Source organism: Acidobacteriota bacterium, from assembly GCA_003696075.1.
In the GTDB taxonomy this organism is placed as follows: Bacteria; Acidobacteriota; Polarisedimenticolia; order J045; family J045; genus J045.
Genome location: RFHH01000096.1, coordinates 1 through 19,058, shown reverse-complemented (window position 1 = coordinate 19,058; position 19,058 = coordinate 1). Strand labels below are relative to the sequence as shown.

Sequence of the window (19,058 nt, the reverse complement as noted above, 5' to 3'; positions counted from 1 at the left end):
GCCCTCCCCGCTCGAGCGCCAGGCGCACCGCCCCCGCCGGGGGTGCGAGCAGCTCGATCAGCGCCGTCGCCGCGGCGCGCGCGGCGTCGGCGAGACCCGCCGCCCTCGCCAGCGCGGCGTTCAGCTCGACGAGGGAGGCGAGCTCGCGCGACGCGCGCCACGTGGCGTCCGCGTGGCGCTCGCGGCGGGCCAGCATCCCGAGCGCCGGGCCGAGCCAGGCCGCACGGTCGGCGATCCGCCGGCGCTCCCGCCCGCCGAACCGCCCTGCCGCCCTCGCCAGCAGGAGCACTCGGCCCGGCTCCGCTTCGAGGGGCACGGCGAGCGCCGTCTTCATTCCCAAGGAGCGCAGCAGATCGGCCCACGCCGCGGGGGCGACTCGATCCAGGTCGAACGGGCCGGCCTCGTCCGGGGGCGGGCCGAGCGGGACGGGCGGCAGCGAGAGCGCCGACCACGCTTCGCCGTCGCGGCGGAACGCGGCCAGCGGTTCTCCTCCCTCCTCTCCCGCGAGAAGGACGACGTCGGCGGGCGGCGTGACGACGGAGAGCCACCCGCGCAGCGCGTCGCCGGCATCCTCGGCGAGAAGGAACGCGCGGGCGAGCCGGCGGAGCGGTGCGGTTCGGAGTTCGTCAGTCATCCATCCCGGTCCGCGGCGCCCGGCCGCCGCTCGCGCCGGCGGGCGGCCGGCGTTCGGATTATGACACGTGGAAACGGGGTGGAAAGGGCGCGGGACGGAGGATCAGCGGCCGCGGCGCTTCAGGGCGCGGCGCACGGCGGCCTTGAAGCCGCGCGGCCGCGAGAACATCCGCCGCAGGCGCAGCTTGGCCTGCGTTTCGATCTGCCGGACGCGCTCGCGGCTCACGCCCATCTTCTCGCCGATCTCCTTGAGCGTCATGATCGGGCAGCCGTCGAGGCCGAAGCGGTGCATGATGACGATGCGCTCCTGCTCGGACAGGTAGCGCAGCGCCTTCCCCACCAGCGTCATCCCCTCCCGGCGCAGAAGACTCGTCTCCGGCGAGTCGGCATCCTCGTCGACCAGGTAGTCGCTCACCGGCGTGGTGCTCTCGCGGCTGACCGTGTCGTCGATCGACAGCTCCTTGGTGTTCACCTGGAGGACCTGGTCGACCTTCTTCACGGAGACGTCGAGGCGCTCGCCGATCTCGTGACGCTTCGGCGTCCGCCCGAGTTCCTTGCGGAGCGCCCGCTCGGTCTCGCGGACCTCCTTCACCTTCTTCATCTGGTAGCTGGGAACGCGCACCAGGTTGACCTGGTCGGCCAGCGCCTTGAGGATCGACTTGCGGATCCACCAGATGGCGTAGGTGATGAACTTCGTCCCCTTCGACGGATCGTACCGCCGCGCAGCTTCGATCAGGCCGAGGTTCCCCTCGTTAAGAAGGTCTTCCAGCGGGAGGCCCAGGTTCCGGTACTCGCTGGCGACCTTGACGACGAACGAGAGGTTGGAGGCGACGAGCCGCTCGAACGCCTCGGGATCTCCCTGCTGGACGCGGCGCGCGAGCTGTTGCTCCTGCTCTTTCGTGAGAAGGGGGTATTCGCGGATCTCGCTGAAGTAGCGGCTGAGGATCGTCTTGTCGCTGTTGGGCGTGGTCTGGGGGACCGCCGCCGGGGCCGACGCCGCGGCCGGCGCGGCGCCCGCGACCGTCGAGTCTGCGGACGACTTCTTCTTGCGTCCCCGACTGGCCAAGATCTCCCGCCCCGGCTCCCGGAGGGAACCACCCAATCGCACCGCCTTCCCCGCGCGGCGCGACACCCGCCGCGACCCCGGCCGGCCGGTCCCGCGGGCGCGGCCCGTCCCCACACCGGCCCGACCGGATGGCAGGTGCGGTCCAATATGAAGGATGAGCGGCCCTTTCGTCAACTCCCCCGTCCGGGAAAATCCGCGCCCCGCGCCGGTTTCGGGCGGGCACCGGCTGCCAGGTCCCGGGTGTTCAACGGGTTAGCCGGGCCACCCCGACGAGCGCCTCTCCCCCTCGATGACCCGAAACGGCCGCCGCGCCCCCCGGCCGCGTCGGAGGCGGGCGAACCACCCGCCCGGACGGATGAAGCCCTTGAGGTACAGGTATCCGGCCGCCATACCGCCGAGGTGGGCCAGGTGAGCCACCGGGTCGAGCGGGTTCGCGTCGATGGCGCCGTACAGGTCGATGACGCCGAACAGGATCGCCACCGTGCGGGCGCGGATCGGCACCGGGATCGGGAAGAGGAACATCTGCCTTTCGGGGAACATCAAGGCGAAGGCGAGGACGAGGCCGAGAACGCCGGCGCTGGCCCCCATCACGGTCCCGGCGCCTCCCGTGAGAAACCCGAACAGCACGTGCGCGACGCCTCCCCCCGTCACGCAGACCAGGACGTACCGGAGCAGACCGTTCGAGCCGAGGACCCGCTCGACGTCGCCGCCGAACATCCAGACGCCGAGCATGTTCATCAGGAGGTGCCACAGCCCCCCGTGCAGGAGGGCGTAGGTCACGAATTGCCACACGAAGGGGACGGCGGTCCGGGGGTGCAAGGCGAACAGATCGACCGGGAACGTGAAGCCGGCGCGCGTGAGGAGCACCTGGGCGGCGAACCCGCCACCGAGCGTCCACAGGATGCGGCGCACCATCGGGGTGACGGGCGGGAAGGCCAACCCGACCCCGCCCGCGTACGGGCCGCGATGGAAGCTCATGGGGTGATTATCCCACAGGCGGAGCCGCCGCCCGGCGCTTTCATCGCTCCACCTCCACCGTCCCGCTCTCGCGGTCGACATACAGCCACGCCGATCCCGCCGGCATCGTTCCCACTTCCCGTCCGGTGTGCCCTTCCTCGCGGCACCCGCTCTTCCGGGCGAGGCCGCAGGCGAAGGTGTAGCGACGCCCGCCGACGTCGATCACCCAGCGATAGGCCCAGACCGAGGTTTCGTTCCGGACTTCTGCGGTGATGTGGTTGGCCCCCTCCCGCAACCTCGGACCGAGATCCACCCACTCCCCGAGGAGCTGCGCGGGAGGCGCGATCTCCTCGTCGTCCAGGTACAGATGGACCTCGTCGTCGGCATCGAGCACCCGCACCCGCACCCGGGGAAGCGGGATCTCCGGCTCCTCGCCGAACTCGATCCGCGCCAACTCCTTTCGCGCGACGACGCGCTCCCGCCCCTCGGGAAGGCGGATCACCGCCCGGGTCTCGTCGACGAGCACCACGTGTCCCTCGATCTCGGAGCCGTCGCGGAGGACGACGAGATCCGCGGCCGCCGCCGGGGCCGCCGCCAGGATGACGGCGAGGCATGCCGCGGCACCGGCCCGCTGTGCCACCGTGTTGCCGATCCGGGACATCGGTCCGCACCTCCTCGAAGCTCCGCGTGCCGGCCGGACTACGCTGGCGCCGGTCGCGCCACGCATCCGGCGCACGGGGCTGCACCGCCATGATGGCAGGGTCGAACGCGACGAGCACGCCCGACGCACTCGCCCCGGCCCTCGGGCGGATCGCCGGGAGGCTCCGGCTGCCTCCCGGAACCCGCTGGGGTGTCAGCGTGGATGGCGCCTCGTTCGTGGGGCCGCGGGGCCCGATCGAGGTTCCCGAGGCCGTCGGCCGGCGGGCGGCGGCCGCGCTGGCCTGCGGAACGGTCGAGCGGGCCGGAGTCGGCGGCCGCTGCTGGTTCGCCGGCGGGACGGACCGTCCCTTTCCGGCGCGCGTCGTCTTGGAGCCGGCGGGCCCGCTCGGCGGAGAGACGGCGCGCGCGGCGGTCGATGCACTGGCGGCGGCGCTCTCCGAGGAGGTCCTCCCCTCCCTGGCCGGTGCCGACCCCTGGATCCCCGTCGTCGCCGCCTCTCCCGGATTGCGCCGCCAGCTCACCGGTCTCGCCCGGGCGGCGCGCTCCCCGCTTCCCGTGCTGATCCTCGGGGAGACCGGCACCGGCAAGGAAGTGGTGGCGCGCGCCCTGCACGAAGCCTCCGGGCGACACGGGCCGTTCGTCGCCGAGAGCTGCGCCGCCCTGCCGGAAACGCTCCTCGAGGCCGAACTGTTCGGCAGCCGGCGCGGCGCGTACACCGGCGCCGTGCGGGACCGCCCGGGACGCGTCCTGCAGGCGTCCGGCGGCACGCTCCTGCTGGACGAGGTCGGCGAGCTTCCGCCGGCCCTCCAGGCGAAGCTGCTGCGGCTGATCCAGGAAAGGGAGCTGCGGCCGCTGGGAGGCGACCGTACCGTCCGCGTCGACGTCCGGTTCGTCGCCGCCACGCACCGCGACCTGCCCCGGCTCGCCGCCGAGGGAGCGTTCCGGGCGGACCTCTACTACCGCCTCGCCGGCCTGGTGGTCCGCCTGCCGCCGCTGGCGGCGCGGCGCGAAGACCTCCCCTACCTGGCGGCGGCGCTGCTCGCGCGTGCCGCGGCCGACGGCCTCGGCCCCGGGCGGCACCTCTCCCCCGCCGCCCTCTCCGCGCTCTCGCGCCTTCCCCTGCGCGGCAACGTGCGCGAGCTGGACAACATCCTGCGGAGGGCCGCCGTCTTCGCCCGGGGACCGCGCATCGACGAGGAAGCGCTCGTGCTGGCGGAGGAGCCGCCGGAACCGCCGGCGGTCAACCTCGAGCGGGCGATGATCGAACAGGCGCTCGAGCGATCGGCCGGGGTCAAGGCGGGAGCGGCCCGGCGGCTCGGCTGGACCCGGCAGAAGCTCTACCGCCGGATGCGAGCGCTCGGCCTGCGCTGACGGCCGCGCGGCAGGTGCCTCAGCGCGGGCCGCGCGCGAGCGCCCGCTCGATCAGCCGGTCGAGCAGCGCTCCGTAGGGAATTCCGCTCGCCTCCCACAGCTTCGGGTACATCGAGATCGGCGTGAAGCCGGGGAGGGTGTTCACCTCGTTCAGCACGAGGGTGCTGCCGTCCCGGGAGAGGAGGAAGTCCACCCGGGCGAGATCGTCCAGCTCCAGCGCCGTGAACGCGCGGCGGGCGGCGTCCCGGATCCGGTCGGTGAGGTCCGGCTCGAGCGGCGCGGGAATCAAGAGCTTCGACTCGGGATCCTCGTACTTCGCGCGGTAGTCGTAGAACGCACCGTGCGGGACGACCTCGCCGGGCACCGAGATCTCCGGCGGATCGCCGCCCAGAACCGCGACCTCGATCTCGCGGGCCCGCACCACCGCGCGCTCGACGATCACCTTCGAATCGACGGCGGACGCGGCCTCGAGCGCCCGGGGCAGTTCGGTCCAGTCCTCGACGAGCGAGATGCCCACGCTCGATCCCGCCCGCGCCGGCTTGACGAACAGCGGCAGTCCCAAGGGCTCCACCGCCGAGCGCACCGCACCCGAGTCCCGCGCGGCGGGTCCGGTGAACACGCGGTCCTCGATCACCGGAACTCCGGCCGAGGCGATCATGCGGCGCGCGCGGTCCTTGTCCATCGCGAGGGCCGAGCCGAGCACGCCCGCGCCCACATAGGGCAAGCGAGCCATCTGGAGCAGCCCCTGGAGGCTCCCGTCCTCGCCGCCGGCTCCGTGGATGATCGGGAAGACGACGTCGATGGGCGGGGAGCAGGGACGGCCGGTCTCTTCCTCCCGCAAGCGCGAATCACCCTCCCATGAGGGCCACCGCACCGGCGTCCCCTCGCCGCGATCCATGCCGCCCCCGAGCAGTTCCTCTCCGCCGGTGACCGGCCGCCCGTCCCGGGTGACCCCGACGAGGACCAGTTCCCACCGGCGGTGGTCGAGCCGGTCGCGGATGCCGCGTGCCGAGACGAGCGAGACGTCGTGCTCCGGACTCCGGCCGCCGAAGACCAGGGCCACGACGGGCCGGCTCATCGCGATCCGCCCGAGGCCGCCGCGAGGCGCCCCTCGAACGCCGAGATCGGCCGTTCGCGGGCACGGAGCCGGATCCGCAGCTCACCGTCCACCTGCTCGCACCGCTCCACGCGCCCGGCGCGGTGCGCCGCCGCGAGGAGATCGGGCCGGTTCTCCGGGATCGCGAGCTCGACGACCCGCGTCTCCCCGAGCAACCGGTCGCCCAGGGCCGCGACGAGCTGGTCCACACCCGCACCGGTGCGCGCCGACGCGAGCAGCGCCCCGGGCCAGCGGTCGCTCAGGTCGTGCACCCGGTCGGCCGAGGCCGCGTCGATCTTGTTGAGGACGAGCAGGCGCGGCCGGTCGGCGAGGCCCGAAGAGTCCAGGACGCTCTCCACCGTCGCCACCTGCGCTTCGACGGCGGGATGGCTCGCGTCCGCGACCAGCACGAGAAGATCCGAGTCGGCCGACTCCTCGAAAGTGCTCCGGAACGACGCCACCAGGTGGTGCGGGAGCTTGCGGATGAAGCCGACGGTGTCCTTGAGGAGGAACAGCCCGCGCGGATCGGTCTCGACGCACCGGACGGTCGGGTCGAGCGTGGCGAACAACCGGTCCTCGACGTGCACCCCCGCATGGACGATCGCGTTGAAGAGGGACGACTTGCCGACGTTGGTGTACCCGACCAGCGCCGCCCGCGGGAGCCCGCGCCGGCCGCTCCGCCGCACCCGCCGGGCCGACTCGATCCGCCGCAGCTCGCGGCGGAGCCGGTCGATGCGCCGCCGGATGATCCGGCGGTCCAGCTCGATCTGCTTTTCGCCCTCTCCCTTCGTTCCGCCGGGGCCGCCGCCGACCTGCCGGGAGAGGTGGGTCCATCGGCCGGCGAGCCGCGGCAGCAGGTACTCGAGTCGGGCCAGCTCCACCTGGGTCCGCGCCTCCCGGCTGCGCGCGCGCTGAGCGAAGATCTCGATGATCAGGCCCGCGCGGTCGACCACCGGAAGGCCGGTCGCCGCCTCGAGGTTCCTCACCTGAGCCGGGGTGAGCTCTTCGTCCACCACGATCACGCTGGCCCCCAGCCCGTGGGCCATCGCCCCGACGTCCCCGGCCTGCCCGCGGCCGATGAAGGTCGCGGCGTGAACCTGGCGGAGGTGGACGATCGCGCGCCCCGCTTCCTCGAATCCGGCGGTGTCGGCCAGAGCGGAGAGTTCGTCGAGGTGGGAGGCGACGAGACCCGGAGGAACGCCCTCGCGCGCCGCGCCGACGAGGTAGGCGGTCCCGCGCCCCTCCGCCGTCGAGTCGAGCGCTTGCGGCTCCCGGCGCTGCCTCAACGCGTCCTCCCGTCAGCCCCCGGCCAGCCAGCGCCGAAGCTCTTCCAGGCCGGGCGCGCGGTCGCCGCGGTGCACCACCCGCCCGCCGGCGATCACCACGTGCCACGGAAGGTACTCGGCACCGAACGCGGCCTCGATGCGGCCGTCGCGATCGAAAACCAGGGCATCGCCGAACCCGTAGCCCCTGGCCCAGCGGGCGAACGCGTCGGCCGACTCGCGCGTGCCCACCCCCACCACGACGGTGCGATACCCCTGGCGCCGCAGCGCCCCCGCGCGGCGGCGTGCGGCCGTCAGCGCCCGTCCGCACGGCTCGCACCACGCGGCGACGAAGATCAGCTCGGTCGCCCTGGCCTGCCGCAGATCGATGGGGCGGCCGCCCAGATCCACCAGCGGAACGTCGGGCACCGCGTCGGGCGCGGCGGCCGGCGCGGCCACCACTCCCGCCGCCAGGACGGCGCACGCCACCAGACGCCTCACAACCGCCACCACCCCTGATAGAGAAACCACGCCGCGAGCCCGAGCATCACGACGCCCATGGCCTTCTTGAGCGTGACCATCCAGCCGCCGGGCTTCGGCATCGTCGCCGCCAGGCCCGAGCTGACCCCGATGAGCAGGAGGAGCAGTCCCAGGCCCAGGCTGAAGGAGAGCATCGCCAGCGTTCCGAAGACGATCCTCCCCTGCTGGGCGACGATCGCCGCCAGCGGCACCACGATCGGCGCCGCGCAGGGGGCGGCGACCACCGCCGAGCTGGCGCCCATCGCCACGGCGCCGATCAGTCCCTGGCGCGGTCCGCTCCCGATCCGGTCGAGGACGAAGCTCGGCACGCGGATTTCGAACAGCCCGAGCAGCGACAGGGCGAACACGAACAGCACCAGGGCGACGAACGCGTAGCCCCAGAACGTCTGCGTGACCGAGCCGAAGGGACGCCGGGCGAGGAGCGCGAACAGTCCGAGCCCGGTGTAGACCAGCGCCATACCGGAAACGTACGCCAGGGACCGGACGAGGACCCGGGCCCGGCGTCCGGAGGGGGCTCCGCCGGTCGCCAGCGCCGCCGACTCCGCGCCGCTCATGTACGCGACGACGATCGGGATCATCGGATAGACGCACGGCGTGAGCGACGCGAGCACGCCTGCGGCGAAGAAGATCCCGAGCGCCAGGGGATCGGAGACGTGCCCCACCGCGTCCGCCAGCCGCGCCGAGACGCCACCCGCCCAGTTCTCGAGGTCGGTCAACAGGCCGGCGAGCGGAGCGAGCCGGAGTCCGAGCGCAGCGACGGACGTCACGGGAAGGAAGACCTCAAGACGCGATCACCTGATCGAGCGTTTTCGCGAGTTCGGCCCGCGGTCGAGCGCCGACCAGCTGCGCGACGACCTGCCCCCCTTTGAAGACCATCAGGGTGGGCACCGACGCGATCCCGAAACGCATCGCCGTCGCCCGCGCCTGATCCACGTCGACCGCATAGAAGCGGACCTTGCCCGCGTACTCCTCGGCGAGACTCTCGACCACCGGCGCGAGCTGGCGGCAGGGGCCGCACCACTCCGCCGAGAAATCGACCAGGACGGGCTGATCCGAGGCGAGCACTTCGGTGTCGAAGTTGTCGTCGCTCAGCGAGGCTAGCTTGGCCATCGGCTGACTCTCTCCTTAATCAAGCGGGGTCCGGGATTTCCGGAGCCGCCATCCGCGGCCGGTTCCGGCATCCCGCGGCGATGATACACCGCGGTGGCGTCCCACGCCCCGCGTGCGGGAGAGCCCGAACGCGCTCCGGTTGACGCCGGAGGAGTGCGGACGCGACGTTCTCCCGCGCAGGGCGGGCCCGGACCGCCCGGGAGCTTTGTCCGATGCGCGCGTGCGCCTGCTGCGGGGCCCCGTTCCACAGCCGCCAGCCCGACCCGCTGGCCCGCTGCGAGTTCTGCGGCGCGCTCCTGGCGGTGGACGCGAGCGGGGCACATGCCCCCCTCGAGGCGAGGCTGCGCGTGAGCGAACGGGACGCCTGGCGGCGCCTGCTGGCGGCCCTCGGCGACGGCGCCCGGCGGGCGTGGCAGCCGTACGAAAGCGCTCTGATCTGGTATCCGTTCGCGCGAGGCGACGATCCGCGGCGACCGCTCGTGCCGCTCGCCGTCCTGCCACCGCTGCTGGAGCGCGCCTGGCACGCTTCGGGCGCGGACCTGATCGAAGCGGGTCCGGAGCCGGAGGCGGGAGGCCGGCGGGTCGCCCCGAGCCGGGGCGTCCCGGCCGACCGCCCCGTCGTCTACTACCCGTTCCATCGCCTCGTCCTGCTCCGCGGGGAGGAGCGTTTCGCCGCCTGGTGCGACGGGATCGACGGCGAGCTGCTGCTGCCGGACGATCTCGTGCCGCGACCCGAGACCCGGCGCCGCTCCCTCGCGCGGTGGTGGGGCCCCGCCCTCGCCGCCGGGGCCGCAGCGGGGCTGCTGCTGCCGGCCGGTCCCGGGCTCTTGGCCGCCACCGCCGTCGCCGCCGGCTTCGCCTGGAAGGCGGGGAGGAAGCGGTGACCGGGACGGCGGCACCGGTGGTGGTGCGGGCCGTCTCCTGCCCGCGGTGCGGCGGCGTGCCGGTGCCCGGCGCCGGCCCGGCCGGACTCGCGCGCTGCGGGTCGTGCGGGATCCTCGGGAAGATCGACGACCCGACGGGGACGCCGCGCATCGTCTTCGCGCCGGCCGTCGACGCTTCCTTCGCTCTCCGCGCTCTGCGGGCCCGCCTCGAAGAGCAGGGAGAGGCGTCGGCCGCCTCCCTGCACGCGTGCGAACTCGTCTACGTCCCCGTCTGGCGCGTCACGACCTTCCTCGCCGGACGCCTCGCCGGCGAGCGGCGGCGCGTCGAACGCAAGCTCGAACGCCGACTCCTCGAAAACGGGCACGCCGTCTACCACTGGAGGGACGAGCTGCGGGGGTCCGAACACGTCGAGCGGGAGTTGCAGAAGCGGCACGTCGCGCTGTGCGCGGCCTGCCCGCTGGACGAGTACGGCATCCCCACGCTCGGCCCCCAGCGGCAGCTCTGCGAGGGTTTCGCCGCCGCCCTCCCGCCGGAGCGCCTGCCGCGACCCGAACCGTTCCACCCGTCGGTGCGGCGCGGCGCGACGGTTCTCGACCCGATCGTCGGCCGGGACGAGGCGGTCGCCGTCGCCGACCTGCTGGTGGAGCGCTACCGGGAGAGTGTCGACCGCGGGCTCGAGCGCACGGAACGGTTGGAGCTGGTCGCGCTGGGACGGGACGTGCGCCTCGTCTACTCCCCGGTCCACCTCATACGGTTCGGGCTCGCGGATGGCCTGCGCGGCTCGGCGGCGGTCGACGCGGTCACCGGTCGCGTGATCTCGATCCGGCGTCCCCGCTCGCCCGCCGGGCCGATCGCCCTGAGGCTTCTGTCCGGGGCGGCGGCCGGAGGCGGCTGGATCACCGGGCTGCTGGCCCGCCTCGCCCTGCTCCCGCCCGACTGGGTGCCGCACGGTGCCGGCGCCGCGTGGACCGCCCGCCTCGCGCTGCTGGCCCTGGCCGCCGGGGGGGCGACGGTGGCGATCCTTCGCCACCTCGCCCGGCACGCCGACGACGAGGACGCGCCATGAGGCCACCCCGGTTCGTCCCCCTCGCCTGCCCCCGCTGCGGCGCCGATCTCGTCGGACGCGCGGAGGACGCCGTCGCGTTCTGCCGCGGCTGCCGCGGCGCCTACCGGGTCGACGGCGCCGAGCCCTCGCCGGTGGAGGCGTTCCAGGTCCCGTCCGGCGCCCCCGCGTCCCCCGTCCGGATGCTTCCTTTCTGGAACGCGGGCGGTCTTCTCCTGCCGGCCTTCGCGACGCCGCGCCCGCTCCGCCTGGCGCGCCTCGCGAGCCGCGCCGCGAATCGCGAGAGGCAGCCCGGCGTTCCCGATCCGCCGCCGGTGGGAGCGCGCTTCGCGCCGGAGGCGGCGGCGCGCCTGCTGCCGCTGCTCGGGGCCGAAATTTCTGACCCGGTTCCGGAGGAGCTGGTGGCGCTCCCGCTCCTCCCGTCGGACGCACCCCACCGGTTCCACCTGCTCGCCGGGGGCCCGGTGCTGTTCGGCGAGGACCTCGGCGACCTCGGCCCCGAGCCCCAGGGGGGCTGACGCGCGGCCGCCGCCCGGGGCGAGCCCGGCGGAGGCCGCGGCGGCCCCGCACTTCGCGGGCCTCGTCCCGCCCCGGCGATCCTCCGCGACCTTCCGGACCTCTGCGTGCGGTCGCGCCCGGCCCCCGGAGGAGTCCGCCGAACGGGATCGCCGGAGGGTGGTTACCGCCAGGCAGCACCACGGATTCGACGGGAGGTGCGCCCTCGATGGGAGGTGCATCCCCAATGGTGCGTTTTCGCATCCAAACCGCTGATCGCCGAGAGGTTGCGGTCCAGGACGGCTCGGTGCCGGAAAAACCGGGCCAACTCTTTGTCCGGCAACGAGTTGCACAGGATTTCGCACCATCGAGGGTGCACCTCCCGCTCGATGACTCGCGCGGAGTTCCGCACCTTCGAGCAGGCCCCTCCTCTGGGCGGAGCCGGCCGGCGGTCGCGGGTACTGAGCCCCGCCGCGAGTCCGTCCGGCTAACTCGCTCTTATTTATACTTGCCATTCCATTCCAGATTGAGTAACCTCGGCTCCGGAGGCGAGGATGCGCATCAGCGTGCTCGAGGACAACGCCCTCCGCTGCCTGAGCCTCTTGGCGCGGACGGGAACCAAGCTGACCATCGGCCAGATCGCCGAGTCGGAGGGGCTCACCGACGAAACGGCGGCGAAGATCCTGGCGCGGCTGCGCGAGGCCGGGCTCGTGCGCAGCTTCCGCGGCAAGGAGGGCGGTTACGTTCTCGCCGATGCGCCGGAACGGATCTCGCTCGCCCAGGCGCTCGCGGGCCTCGGCCGCCCGATGTTCGAACTCGAACGCTGCCATGGCGACGAGGAGACCGACGCCTGCGTGCACACCGGCGGCTGCGGCATCCGCCCCGTCTGGATGACCCTGGGACAGCTCGTTCAGGACTACCTTTCGAAGATCACGCTCGCCGACCTCGTCCATCCCGAAGCTCAGGTCACCGAGCACGTCGACGCCGTGGCGGCGGCGGTGTCGGCGCGTCCCCTGCCCCGGGCCGGCTGCGGCGGGCCGCCGCCGGCAGCGGGGCGGAACTGAACCTCGACCGGGAGGCGGAAGGCATGAGCCGGAAACGACCGTCGGCGGAACAACTGGCGCAGGCCGAATACAAGTACGGCTTCGTCACCGATATCGAGCAGGAGACGCTCCCCCCCGGCCTCGACGAGTCGGTCATCCGGGCCATCTCGGCGAAGAAGCGGGAGCCGGACTGGCTGCTCGAATGGCGGCTCAAGGCGTTCCGCGCCTGGCAGAAGATGGCGGAGCCGCACTGGGCGTTCGTGAACTATCCGCCGATCGATTACCAGGCGATCAGCTACTACGCCGCGCCCAAGAGCCGAAAGGACGGTCCCAAGAGCCTCGACGAGGTCGACCCGGAGCTGCTCGAGACGTACGAGAAGCTCGGGATTCCGCTCGCCGAGCGCGCGGTACTGGCCGGCGTCGCCGTCGACGCGGTCTTCGACAGCGTGTCGGTGGCGACGACGTTCCGGGAGAAGCTCGCCGAGCTGGGGATCGTGTTCTGCTCCTTCTCCGAGGCCGTCCGCGAGCACCCCGACCTCGTCCGCCGGTGGCTCGGCACGGTCGTACCGCCGAACGACAACTTCTTCGCGGCGCTCAATTCGGCCGTCTTCAGCGACGGCTCGTTCTGCTACATCCCGCCCGGCGTGCGCTGCCCGATGGAGCTGTCGACCTACTTCCGCATCAACGCGGCGAAGACGGGGCAGTTCGAGCGGACGCTGATCGTCGCCGACGAGGGGAGCTACGTGAGCTACCTCGAAGGCTGCACCGCCCCGATGCGTGACGAGAACCAACTCCACGCCGCCGTGGTCGAGCTGGTGGCCCTGGAGGGCGCCCACATCAAGTACTCCACGGTGCAGAACTGGTACCCGGGCGACGCCGAGGGGCGGGGCGGGATCTACAACTTCGTCACCAAGCGCGGCAAGTGCGCCGGGCGGCGCTCGAAGATCTCCTGGACACAGGTGGAGACCGGCTCGGCGATCACCTGGAAATATCCGAGCTGCATCCTGCTCGGCGACGAGTCGGTCGGCGAGTTCTACTCGGTCGCCGTCACGCGCGGCCGCCAGCAGGCCGACACCGGCACCAAGATGATTCACATCGGGAAGAACACCCGCAGCACGATCGTCTCGAAGGGCATCTCGGCCGGGCACGGCCAGAACACCTACCGCGGACTGGTCCGCATCAACAAGGGAGCGGACAACGCCCGCAACTACTCGCAGTGCGACTCGATGCTCATCGGCGACAAGTGCGGGGCACACACCTTCCCCTACATCGACGTCGCCAACCCGACGGCGACGGTCGAGCACGAAGCGAGCACGTCGAAGATCGGCGAGGACCAGATCTTCTACTGCCAGCAGCGCGGGCTGTCGCCGGAGGACGCCGTATCGTTGATCGTCAACGGCTTCTGCAAGGAGGTCTTCCGCGAGCTGCCGATGGAGTTCGCCGTGGAGGCGCAGAAGCTGCTCAGCGTGAGCCTCGAAGGGAGCGTCGGCTGAGCCGACGCGGTTCCGGCGCCCGGCGCCGGGGATAAGGAAGGAACACGGTGGAACCGCTGCTCGTCGTCAAGGACCTTCACGCCGGCATCGACGGCCAGGAGATCCTCCGGGGTCTCGACCTGGAGGTCGCCGCCGGTGAGGTCCACGCCATCATGGGCCCCAACGGATCCGGCAAGTCCACCTTCGCCCAGGTCCTGGCCGGCAGGGACTCCTTCGAGGTGACCCGGGGGACGGTGACCTACAAGGGCCACAACCTCCTCGAGCTCTCTCCGGAAGAGCGGGCCGGCGAGGGGATCTTCCTCGCGTTCCAGTACCCGGTCGAGATTCCCGGAGTCGGCAACCTCTATTTCCTGAAAGCGGCCTACAACGCCATCCGGAAGTACCGGGGCCAGCCCGAGCTGGATGCCGTGGAGTTCCGCAAGCTCGTCCGGGCGAAGCTCTCCGTGCTGCACCTCGACGAGGAGCTGCTGAAGCGGCCGGTCAACCACGGCTTCTCCGGCGGCGAGAAGAAACGCAACGAGATCTTCCAGATGGCCGTGCTGGAGCCGACCCTGGCGATCCTGGACGAGACCGATTCGGGGCTCGACATCGATGCCCTGAAGGCCGTGGCCGACGGCGTCAACGCCATGCGGTCGCCGGAGCGGTCGATCATCGTCGTGACCCACTACCAGCGGTTGCTGGAGCACATCGTCCCCGACCGCGTCCATGTGCTCCACAAGGGCCGGATCATCCGCTCCGGCGGCCGGGAACTCGCCCTGGAGCTCGAGCGGAAGGGCTACCGGTGGATCGACGAGAACGCCGACCGCCTCGCCGCGAACCGGTGAGGTCCGCCATGCGCGCCACTCACCTTCCCGCTCCCGACCCCATCCGGCGCCGGCTCGAATCGCTCGACCGGCGGCCGGGGGCCGGCGAGCCTCTGTGGCTCCGACGCCGGCGGCAGGAGGCGCGGCAGGCGGCGCGGGCCGGGCTTCCGGGGCCGGAGGACGAAGAATGGCGGGAGACGAGCCTCCGGGCGCTCGCCGAGACACCGTTCGGCGCCCCCCCGCCCGGAGCGGAGCCGCCCGCCGAGCCGTGTCCCGAGCTCGGCCGGCCCCATCTCGTCTTCGTCGACGGGCGCGCCGATGCCGCTCCATGCGCGGCACCGCCTCCCGGCCTGTTCGTCGGCGGGCTCGGGCGCGCACTCGCGGAGAAACCGGAGGCGGTCGAGCCGCACCTCGCCCGCGTGGCGCCCGGCGCGCATCCCCTCGCCGCCCTGAACACCGCCCTGTTCGAGGACGCGGCGGTGGTGGTCGTGCCGCCCGGCGCCGTGGCGACCGAACCGCTTCTGATCGTCCACGCCGCCGGCGGCGCGGAAGGTCCCACCGTGCGCTTCCCGAGGACGCTGATCGTGGCCGGCGAGGGGGCGCAGGTCAGCGTGATCGAGATCCACACCGGACGCTCCGGCCCGGGGTACTGGTCCTGTCCGGTGACCGAGCTGGTGGCGGGCGACGGTGCGGTCGTGCGGCTGCGGGTCCTCCAGCTCGAGGGCGCGGCCGCCTTCCACACGGCGGTGCTCCAGGGCGTCCAGGGGCGCGGGAGCGGGATCGAGATCCTCCACGCGGCGTTCGGTGCGGCGCTCTCCCGGGCGGACGTCGGAGTCCGCATGGAGGGCGAGGGCGCGAACTGCCGCCTCGACGGGCTGTACGTCGGGCGAGGTACGCAGCACCTCGACGCTCACACGACGATCGACCACGCCGCTCCCCACGGCACCAGCCACGAGCTGTTCAAGGGAATCCTCGCGGATGCGGCGGGAGGCGTGTTCAAGGGGCGCATCATCGTCCGGCCGGGTGCGCAGAAGACCGACGCGGTCCAGCACAACGGAAACCTGCTCCTGACGCGCGATGCGAAGGTGAACACCCGCCCGCAGCTCGAGATCCACGCGGACGACGTCCGCTGCACCCACGGGGCGACGATCGGCCGTCTCGACGAGGATGCGCTCTTCTACATGAGAAGCCGGGGCCTGCCGCAGCGGGAAGCCCGCCGCATGCTGATCCGGGCCTTCGCCGCGGAGGTGCTCGACCGCGTGGAATCGGGCCCGCTTCGCGACCGGCTGTCCGCCGAGCTGGACCGGCGGGTGGAGGAGGTGGAGCGGTGAGCGCCGGGGGCGGCACGCGGACCCGCACCGGCGGCCGGACTTACGACGTCGAGGCCGTCCGGAGCGATTTCCCCGTCCTGCACCAGCAGATCAACGGGCATCCGCTCGTCTACCTCGACAACGCGGCCAGCGCCCAGCGCCCGCGGCAGGTCATCGAGGCGGTCGCGCGTTTCTACGAGCGCGACTACGCCAACATCCACCGGGGCGTCCACACGCTGAGTCAGCGGGCGACGGAACGGTACGAGGAGGCACGCCGGCGGACGGCACGGTTCATCGGGGCCGGGGATCCGCGCGAAATCGTGTTCGTCCGCGGGACCACCGAGGCGATCAACCTCGTCGCGTGGTCGTTCGTGCGCCCCCGGCTCGGCCCGGGCGACGAGGTGCTGATCACCGAGCTCGAGCACCACTCGAACATCGTCCCGTGGCAGCTCGTCTGCCGCGAGCGCGGTGCGCGCCTCGTCGCGGTGCCGGTCACGGAGGCGGGAACCGTCCGGCTGGAGGACTTCGACCGGCTCATCGGGCCGCGCACGCGGTTCGTGTCGGTGGCCGACACCTCCAACGCCCTCGGCACGGTCAACCCCGTCCGGGAGATCGTCTCTCTCGCGCACGAGCGCGGCGTTCCCGTGCTGGTGGACGGCGCGCAGGCGGTCCCGCACCGCCGGGTCGACGTGGGCGAGTTGGGGTGCGACTTCTTCGCCTTCTCGGGGCACAAGGTGTACGGCCCCAGCGGAATCGGCGTCCTCTACGGCCGCGCCCAGCGGCTCGAGGAGATGCCGCCCTACCAGGGCGGCGGTGAGATGATCCGGCGCGTGTCGCTGGAGGACTCCGAGTTCGCCGGCATCCCGCACCGCTTCGAGGCCGGGACGCCGAACATCGCCGGAGCCGTCGGACTCGGCGCGGCGATCGAGTACCTCGAGGCGCTCGGGATGGACCGGATCGCGGCGTGGGAGGGCGAGCTGCTGCGTCGGGCGACCGCTTCCCTGCGGGAGATTCCGGAGGTGCGGGTTCTGGGCGACGCGCCGGAGAAGGCGGCCGTCGTGTCCTTCGTGGTCGATGGCGTGCATCCCCACGACGTGGGCACGGTGCTCGACAGCCGCGGGGTGGCGGTGCGGGCCGGCCATCACTGCGCGCAGCCGCTCATGGAACGCCTCGGCGTCCCCGCGACCGTCCGGGCGTCGTTCGCCCTCTACAATACCGAGGAGGAAATCGAGCGCCTCGCGGAAGCGGTGCGCGCCGCCGTGGAGATCTTCCGGTGATGGGCGAGCTGGACGAGCTGTACCAGGAGATGGTCCTGGATCACGGGAAGCGCCCGCGCAACCGCGGGCGGCTCGAGGAGCCGAGTGCCCGGGCGGAGGGGTACAACCCCCTGTGCGGCGACCGGCTCACCTTGTACCTCAAGATCGAGGGCGACGTCGTCACCGACGCGCGATTCGAAGGCTCCGGCTGCGCCATCTCCACCGCATCCACTTCGCTGATGACCGAAGCGGTCAAGGGCAAGCCGGTGAGCGAGGTGGACCGCCTGTTCCGGCTCTTCCACGACATGCTCACCGGCCCGGAGGAGGCGGCGGAGCCGCCGGAGGAGCTGGGCAAGCTCGCCGCTCTGGCCGGCGTGAGGAAGTTCCCCATCCGCGTCAAGTGCGCCACGCTCCCGTGGCACACCCTCAAAGCCGCGCTCGCAGGCGAGCGCGTGGCGAGCACCGAATGAGCCTCGAAAAGCGACCGGCGGGCGAAGAGAGCGCCGACCGGCCTTCCGCAGCGGACAGCCCGGCCCCCGCGGAGCGGCAGGGCGGCACCCCGCCCGATGCGCCGGCCGGCGGCGGCTCGGCGGACGATCTGAAGACGCGGATCGTCGAGGCGCTCAAGTCGATCCACGATCCGGAGATCCCGGTCAACATCTACGACATGGGGCTCGTCTACGGAATCGACATCGACGACGGGCACGTCACGGTCCGGATGACGCTGACCTCTCCGGCCTGCCCGGTGGCGCAGTCGCTACCGCTCGAGGTCGAGATGAAGATCGGCGCGATCGAAGGCGTGCGCTCCGCCCGCGTCGATGTCGTCTGGGATCCACCCTGGACCCCGGACCGGATGTCGGAAGAAGCGCGCCTCGAGCTCGGCTTCTTCTGAGAGGCACCGGGGCCGCCGCTTCAGCGCGCCGCCCTCAGCCCCGCACCGGCGCCCCGCGTGAACCAGAGCGGCGAGCCGTCCATCCCGAGACGCCCGACGTAGCGGCGCTGCCGGAAACGGCGCTTCCCGGTGGAGGGATCGAGGTCGGTTACGGGATCGGTCTCGATCTCGAGGGCGAGCGCGAAGGCCGCCCCGGCTTCGACGCCGATGTCCCGCCACGGGATCGCGAGTTCGTACGCCCGGTGCCCTTCCAGCCGGCTCGCCGCCTCCGGGGGCCCGTAGAGACCGCACTCGTTGAGCCGGAAGTTCTTCCACCGGTCGGGACCGGCGAACCCCCCCGGGGGCGGCTCGCCCGGCCAGCGCACCGCCGAGATGCGGCAGCCGGTGCTCGCCGTTCCGTCCTTGTAGACGAACAGATACTCCTCGCTCTGCCACGACGAGAGTCCGGGATGGAGCACGAGCCGGAGACTGTCGAAGCCGCCGGGGGTGATCTCCTCCGGAACGTCCGCCGCCACGAGCAGCCTCTCCCCGTCGTCGCCGAGGAACACGCGCGTGGCGGTTTCGGGGACCGGCAGGGCCGCGGCCCCGTCCCACTCGCCCGGCCTCACGATGCCGTCGACGGTCACCGGCCGCGCGAGGTGGGGCACCGGAGGCGCAGGCGTCCCCGACGGCGGCCGGCGCAGCGAGACGAGCCGGGTCCGGATCCGCTGGGCCCATCGCTCCTCGGGAAAGTCCTGAAGGCCGCGCTCGGCCCTCCGGTACGCCGCGTAGTCCTCACGCTGGATCTTGCAGGTCAGCGCCTTCCGCAGCGCGGAGTCGAGGCGGTCCCGTTCGCCGCCGCCGATCGCCTCCTCGATCTCGTCCGCGAGGCCGGGACAAGGGCCTGGAGCGGTGTGCACGGACGAGGAAGAGCCATGGCGCTCGGCGGACCGGGCGGGGACGGCTCCCGCGCCGGCGGGCCGCGACGGGGACGTCCGAGCCGGCATCTCCGGCTTCGCGGGCGGCCGGCCGTTTTGAGACCAGACCCACAAGGCTCCGAGGCCGGCCAGGAGAATCGCGAAGGCCGCGGGGCCGGCTGCGGCGCGGCGACGCCCTGCCGGGGGAGCGGCGAAGGGGTCGGGGG

At 72.6% G+C, this 19,058-nt stretch carries 21 protein-coding genes; 11 read left to right on the top strand and 10 right to left on the bottom strand.

Features of this window, described 5'->3' with window-relative positions; translation table 11 throughout:
• The 4 genes from D6718_06315 to D6718_06300 form a co-directional block, all read right to left on the bottom strand.
• Positions 1 to 634: hypothetical protein (locus D6718_06315; GenBank protein ID RMG46036.1), on the bottom strand; the 634-nt coding region annotated here is incomplete at its 3' end.
• A 102-nt stretch (positions 635 to 736) separates the two neighbouring features.
• Positions 737 to 1,873, bottom strand: a complete 1,137-nt coding sequence (locus tag D6718_06310) for an RNA polymerase sigma factor RpoD/SigA (protein RMG46035.1) — start codon at positions 1,871 to 1,873, stop codon at positions 737 to 739.
• Positions 1,874 to 1,951: 78 nt separating this feature from the next.
• On the bottom strand, positions 1,952 to 2,758 hold the full coding sequence (locus D6718_06305) for a rhomboid family intramembrane serine protease (protein RMG46034.1): 807 nt from the start codon (positions 2,756 to 2,758) through the stop codon (positions 1,952 to 1,954).
• Positions 2,718 to 3,317: a hypothetical protein gene (locus tag D6718_06300; GenBank protein ID RMG46033.1), complete on the bottom strand. Its 600-nt coding sequence runs from the start codon at positions 3,315 to 3,317 to the stop codon at positions 2,718 to 2,720. The genes D6718_06305 and D6718_06300 overlap by 41 nt, the downstream gene beginning before the upstream one ends.
• An 89-nt stretch (positions 3,318 to 3,406) precedes the next feature.
• On the opposite strand from D6718_06300, the gene D6718_06295 reads away from it, so the two are divergent.
• Complete coding sequence (locus D6718_06295; GenBank protein RMG46032.1) at positions 3,407 to 4,687, top strand: sigma-54-dependent Fis family transcriptional regulator; 1,281 nt, start codon at positions 3,407 to 3,409, stop codon at positions 4,685 to 4,687.
• Positions 4,688 to 4,706: 19 nt separating this feature from the next.
• Here D6718_06295 and D6718_06290 read toward each other — a convergent pair whose 3' ends face one another.
• The 5 genes from D6718_06290 to trxA are packed head-to-tail and all read right to left on the bottom strand — an operon-like array spanning position 4,707 to position 8,695.
• Positions 4,707 to 5,765 carry a D-alanine--D-alanine ligase gene (locus D6718_06290; GenBank protein ID RMG46031.1) on the bottom strand — a complete coding sequence of 353 codons (1,059 nt, stop codon included), beginning with the start codon at positions 5,763 to 5,765 and terminating at the stop codon, positions 4,707 to 4,709.
• A complete protein-coding gene (hflX, locus tag D6718_06285) occupies positions 5,762 to 7,069 on the bottom strand; it encodes a GTPase HflX (GenBank protein RMG46030.1) in 1,308 nt (435 codons plus the stop codon). The genes D6718_06290 and hflX overlap by 4 nt, the downstream gene beginning before the upstream one ends.
• A 12-nt stretch (positions 7,070 to 7,081) precedes the next feature.
• Entirely contained in the window at positions 7,082 to 7,630 is a 549-nt protein-coding gene (locus D6718_06280; GenBank protein RMG46038.1) for a hypothetical protein, read from the bottom strand.
• Complete coding sequence (locus D6718_06275) at positions 7,543 to 8,352, bottom strand: hypothetical protein (GenBank protein RMG46029.1); 810 nt, start codon at positions 8,350 to 8,352, stop codon at positions 7,543 to 7,545. Before D6718_06275 ends, D6718_06280 begins: the two co-directional genes overlap by 88 nt.
• Before the next feature lie 13 nt (positions 8,353 to 8,365).
• On the bottom strand, positions 8,366 to 8,695 hold the full coding sequence (gene trxA / locus D6718_06270; GenBank protein RMG46028.1) for a thioredoxin: 330 nt from the start codon (positions 8,693 to 8,695) through the stop codon (positions 8,366 to 8,368).
• Positions 8,696 to 8,907: 212 nt separating this feature from the next.
• Between trxA and D6718_06265 the strand changes: the two genes are divergently transcribed.
• From D6718_06265 to D6718_06220, 10 genes are all read left to right on the top strand, one after another.
• Positions 8,908 to 9,579 (top strand): hypothetical protein, encoded by a 672-nt coding sequence (locus D6718_06265; protein RMG46027.1) that lies wholly within the window; start codon positions 8,908 to 8,910, stop codon positions 9,577 to 9,579.
• Complete coding sequence (locus tag D6718_06260; GenBank protein ID RMG46026.1) at positions 9,576 to 10,646, top strand: hypothetical protein; 1,071 nt, start codon at positions 9,576 to 9,578, stop codon at positions 10,644 to 10,646. The genes D6718_06265 and D6718_06260 overlap by 4 nt, the downstream gene beginning before the upstream one ends.
• Positions 10,643 to 11,161, top strand: coding sequence for a hypothetical protein (locus tag D6718_06255; protein RMG46025.1), 519 nt, complete (start codon positions 10,643 to 10,645; stop codon positions 11,159 to 11,161). The genes D6718_06260 and D6718_06255 overlap by 4 nt, the downstream gene beginning before the upstream one ends.
• A gap of 531 nt (positions 11,162 to 11,692) precedes the next feature.
• Positions 11,693 to 12,202 (top strand): Rrf2 family transcriptional regulator, encoded by a 510-nt coding sequence (locus D6718_06250; GenBank protein RMG46024.1) that lies wholly within the window; start codon positions 11,693 to 11,695, stop codon positions 12,200 to 12,202.
• Positions 12,203 to 12,225: 23 nt separating this feature from the next.
• The gene (gene sufB / locus D6718_06245; GenBank protein RMG46023.1) at positions 12,226 to 13,674 is read left to right on the top strand and encodes a Fe-S cluster assembly protein SufB; all 1,449 of its coding nucleotides are present in this window, start codon (positions 12,226 to 12,228) and stop codon (positions 13,672 to 13,674) included.
• Positions 13,675 to 13,730: 56 nt separating this feature from the next.
• Positions 13,731 to 14,498 carry a Fe-S cluster assembly ATPase SufC gene (gene sufC, locus D6718_06240; protein RMG46037.1) on the top strand — a complete coding sequence of 256 codons (768 nt, stop codon included), beginning with the start codon at positions 13,731 to 13,733 and terminating at the stop codon, positions 14,496 to 14,498.
• 8 nt (positions 14,499 to 14,506) lie between these two features.
• Positions 14,507 to 15,808, top strand: a complete 1,302-nt coding sequence (gene sufD / locus D6718_06235) for a Fe-S cluster assembly protein SufD (protein ID RMG46022.1) — start codon at positions 14,507 to 14,509, stop codon at positions 15,806 to 15,808.
• Positions 15,805 to 17,064, top strand: coding sequence for a cysteine desulfurase (locus tag D6718_06230; protein RMG46021.1), 1,260 nt, complete (start codon positions 15,805 to 15,807; stop codon positions 17,062 to 17,064). Before sufD ends, D6718_06230 begins: the two co-directional genes overlap by 4 nt.
• A complete protein-coding gene (locus D6718_06225; protein ID RMG46020.1) occupies positions 17,064 to 17,513 on the top strand; it encodes an SUF system NifU family Fe-S cluster assembly protein in 450 nt (149 codons plus the stop codon). The genes D6718_06230 and D6718_06225 overlap by 1 nt, the downstream gene beginning before the upstream one ends.
• Positions 17,510 to 17,935, top strand: coding sequence for an SUF system Fe-S cluster assembly protein (locus D6718_06220; GenBank protein RMG46019.1), 426 nt, complete (start codon positions 17,510 to 17,512; stop codon positions 17,933 to 17,935). The genes D6718_06225 and D6718_06220 overlap by 4 nt, the downstream gene beginning before the upstream one ends.
• A gap of 20 nt (positions 17,936 to 17,955) precedes the next feature.
• Here the strand turns inward: D6718_06220 and D6718_06215 are convergent.
• The coding region (locus D6718_06215; GenBank protein ID RMG46018.1) for a hypothetical protein at positions 17,956 to 19,058 on the bottom strand (1,103 nt) is incomplete at its 5' end.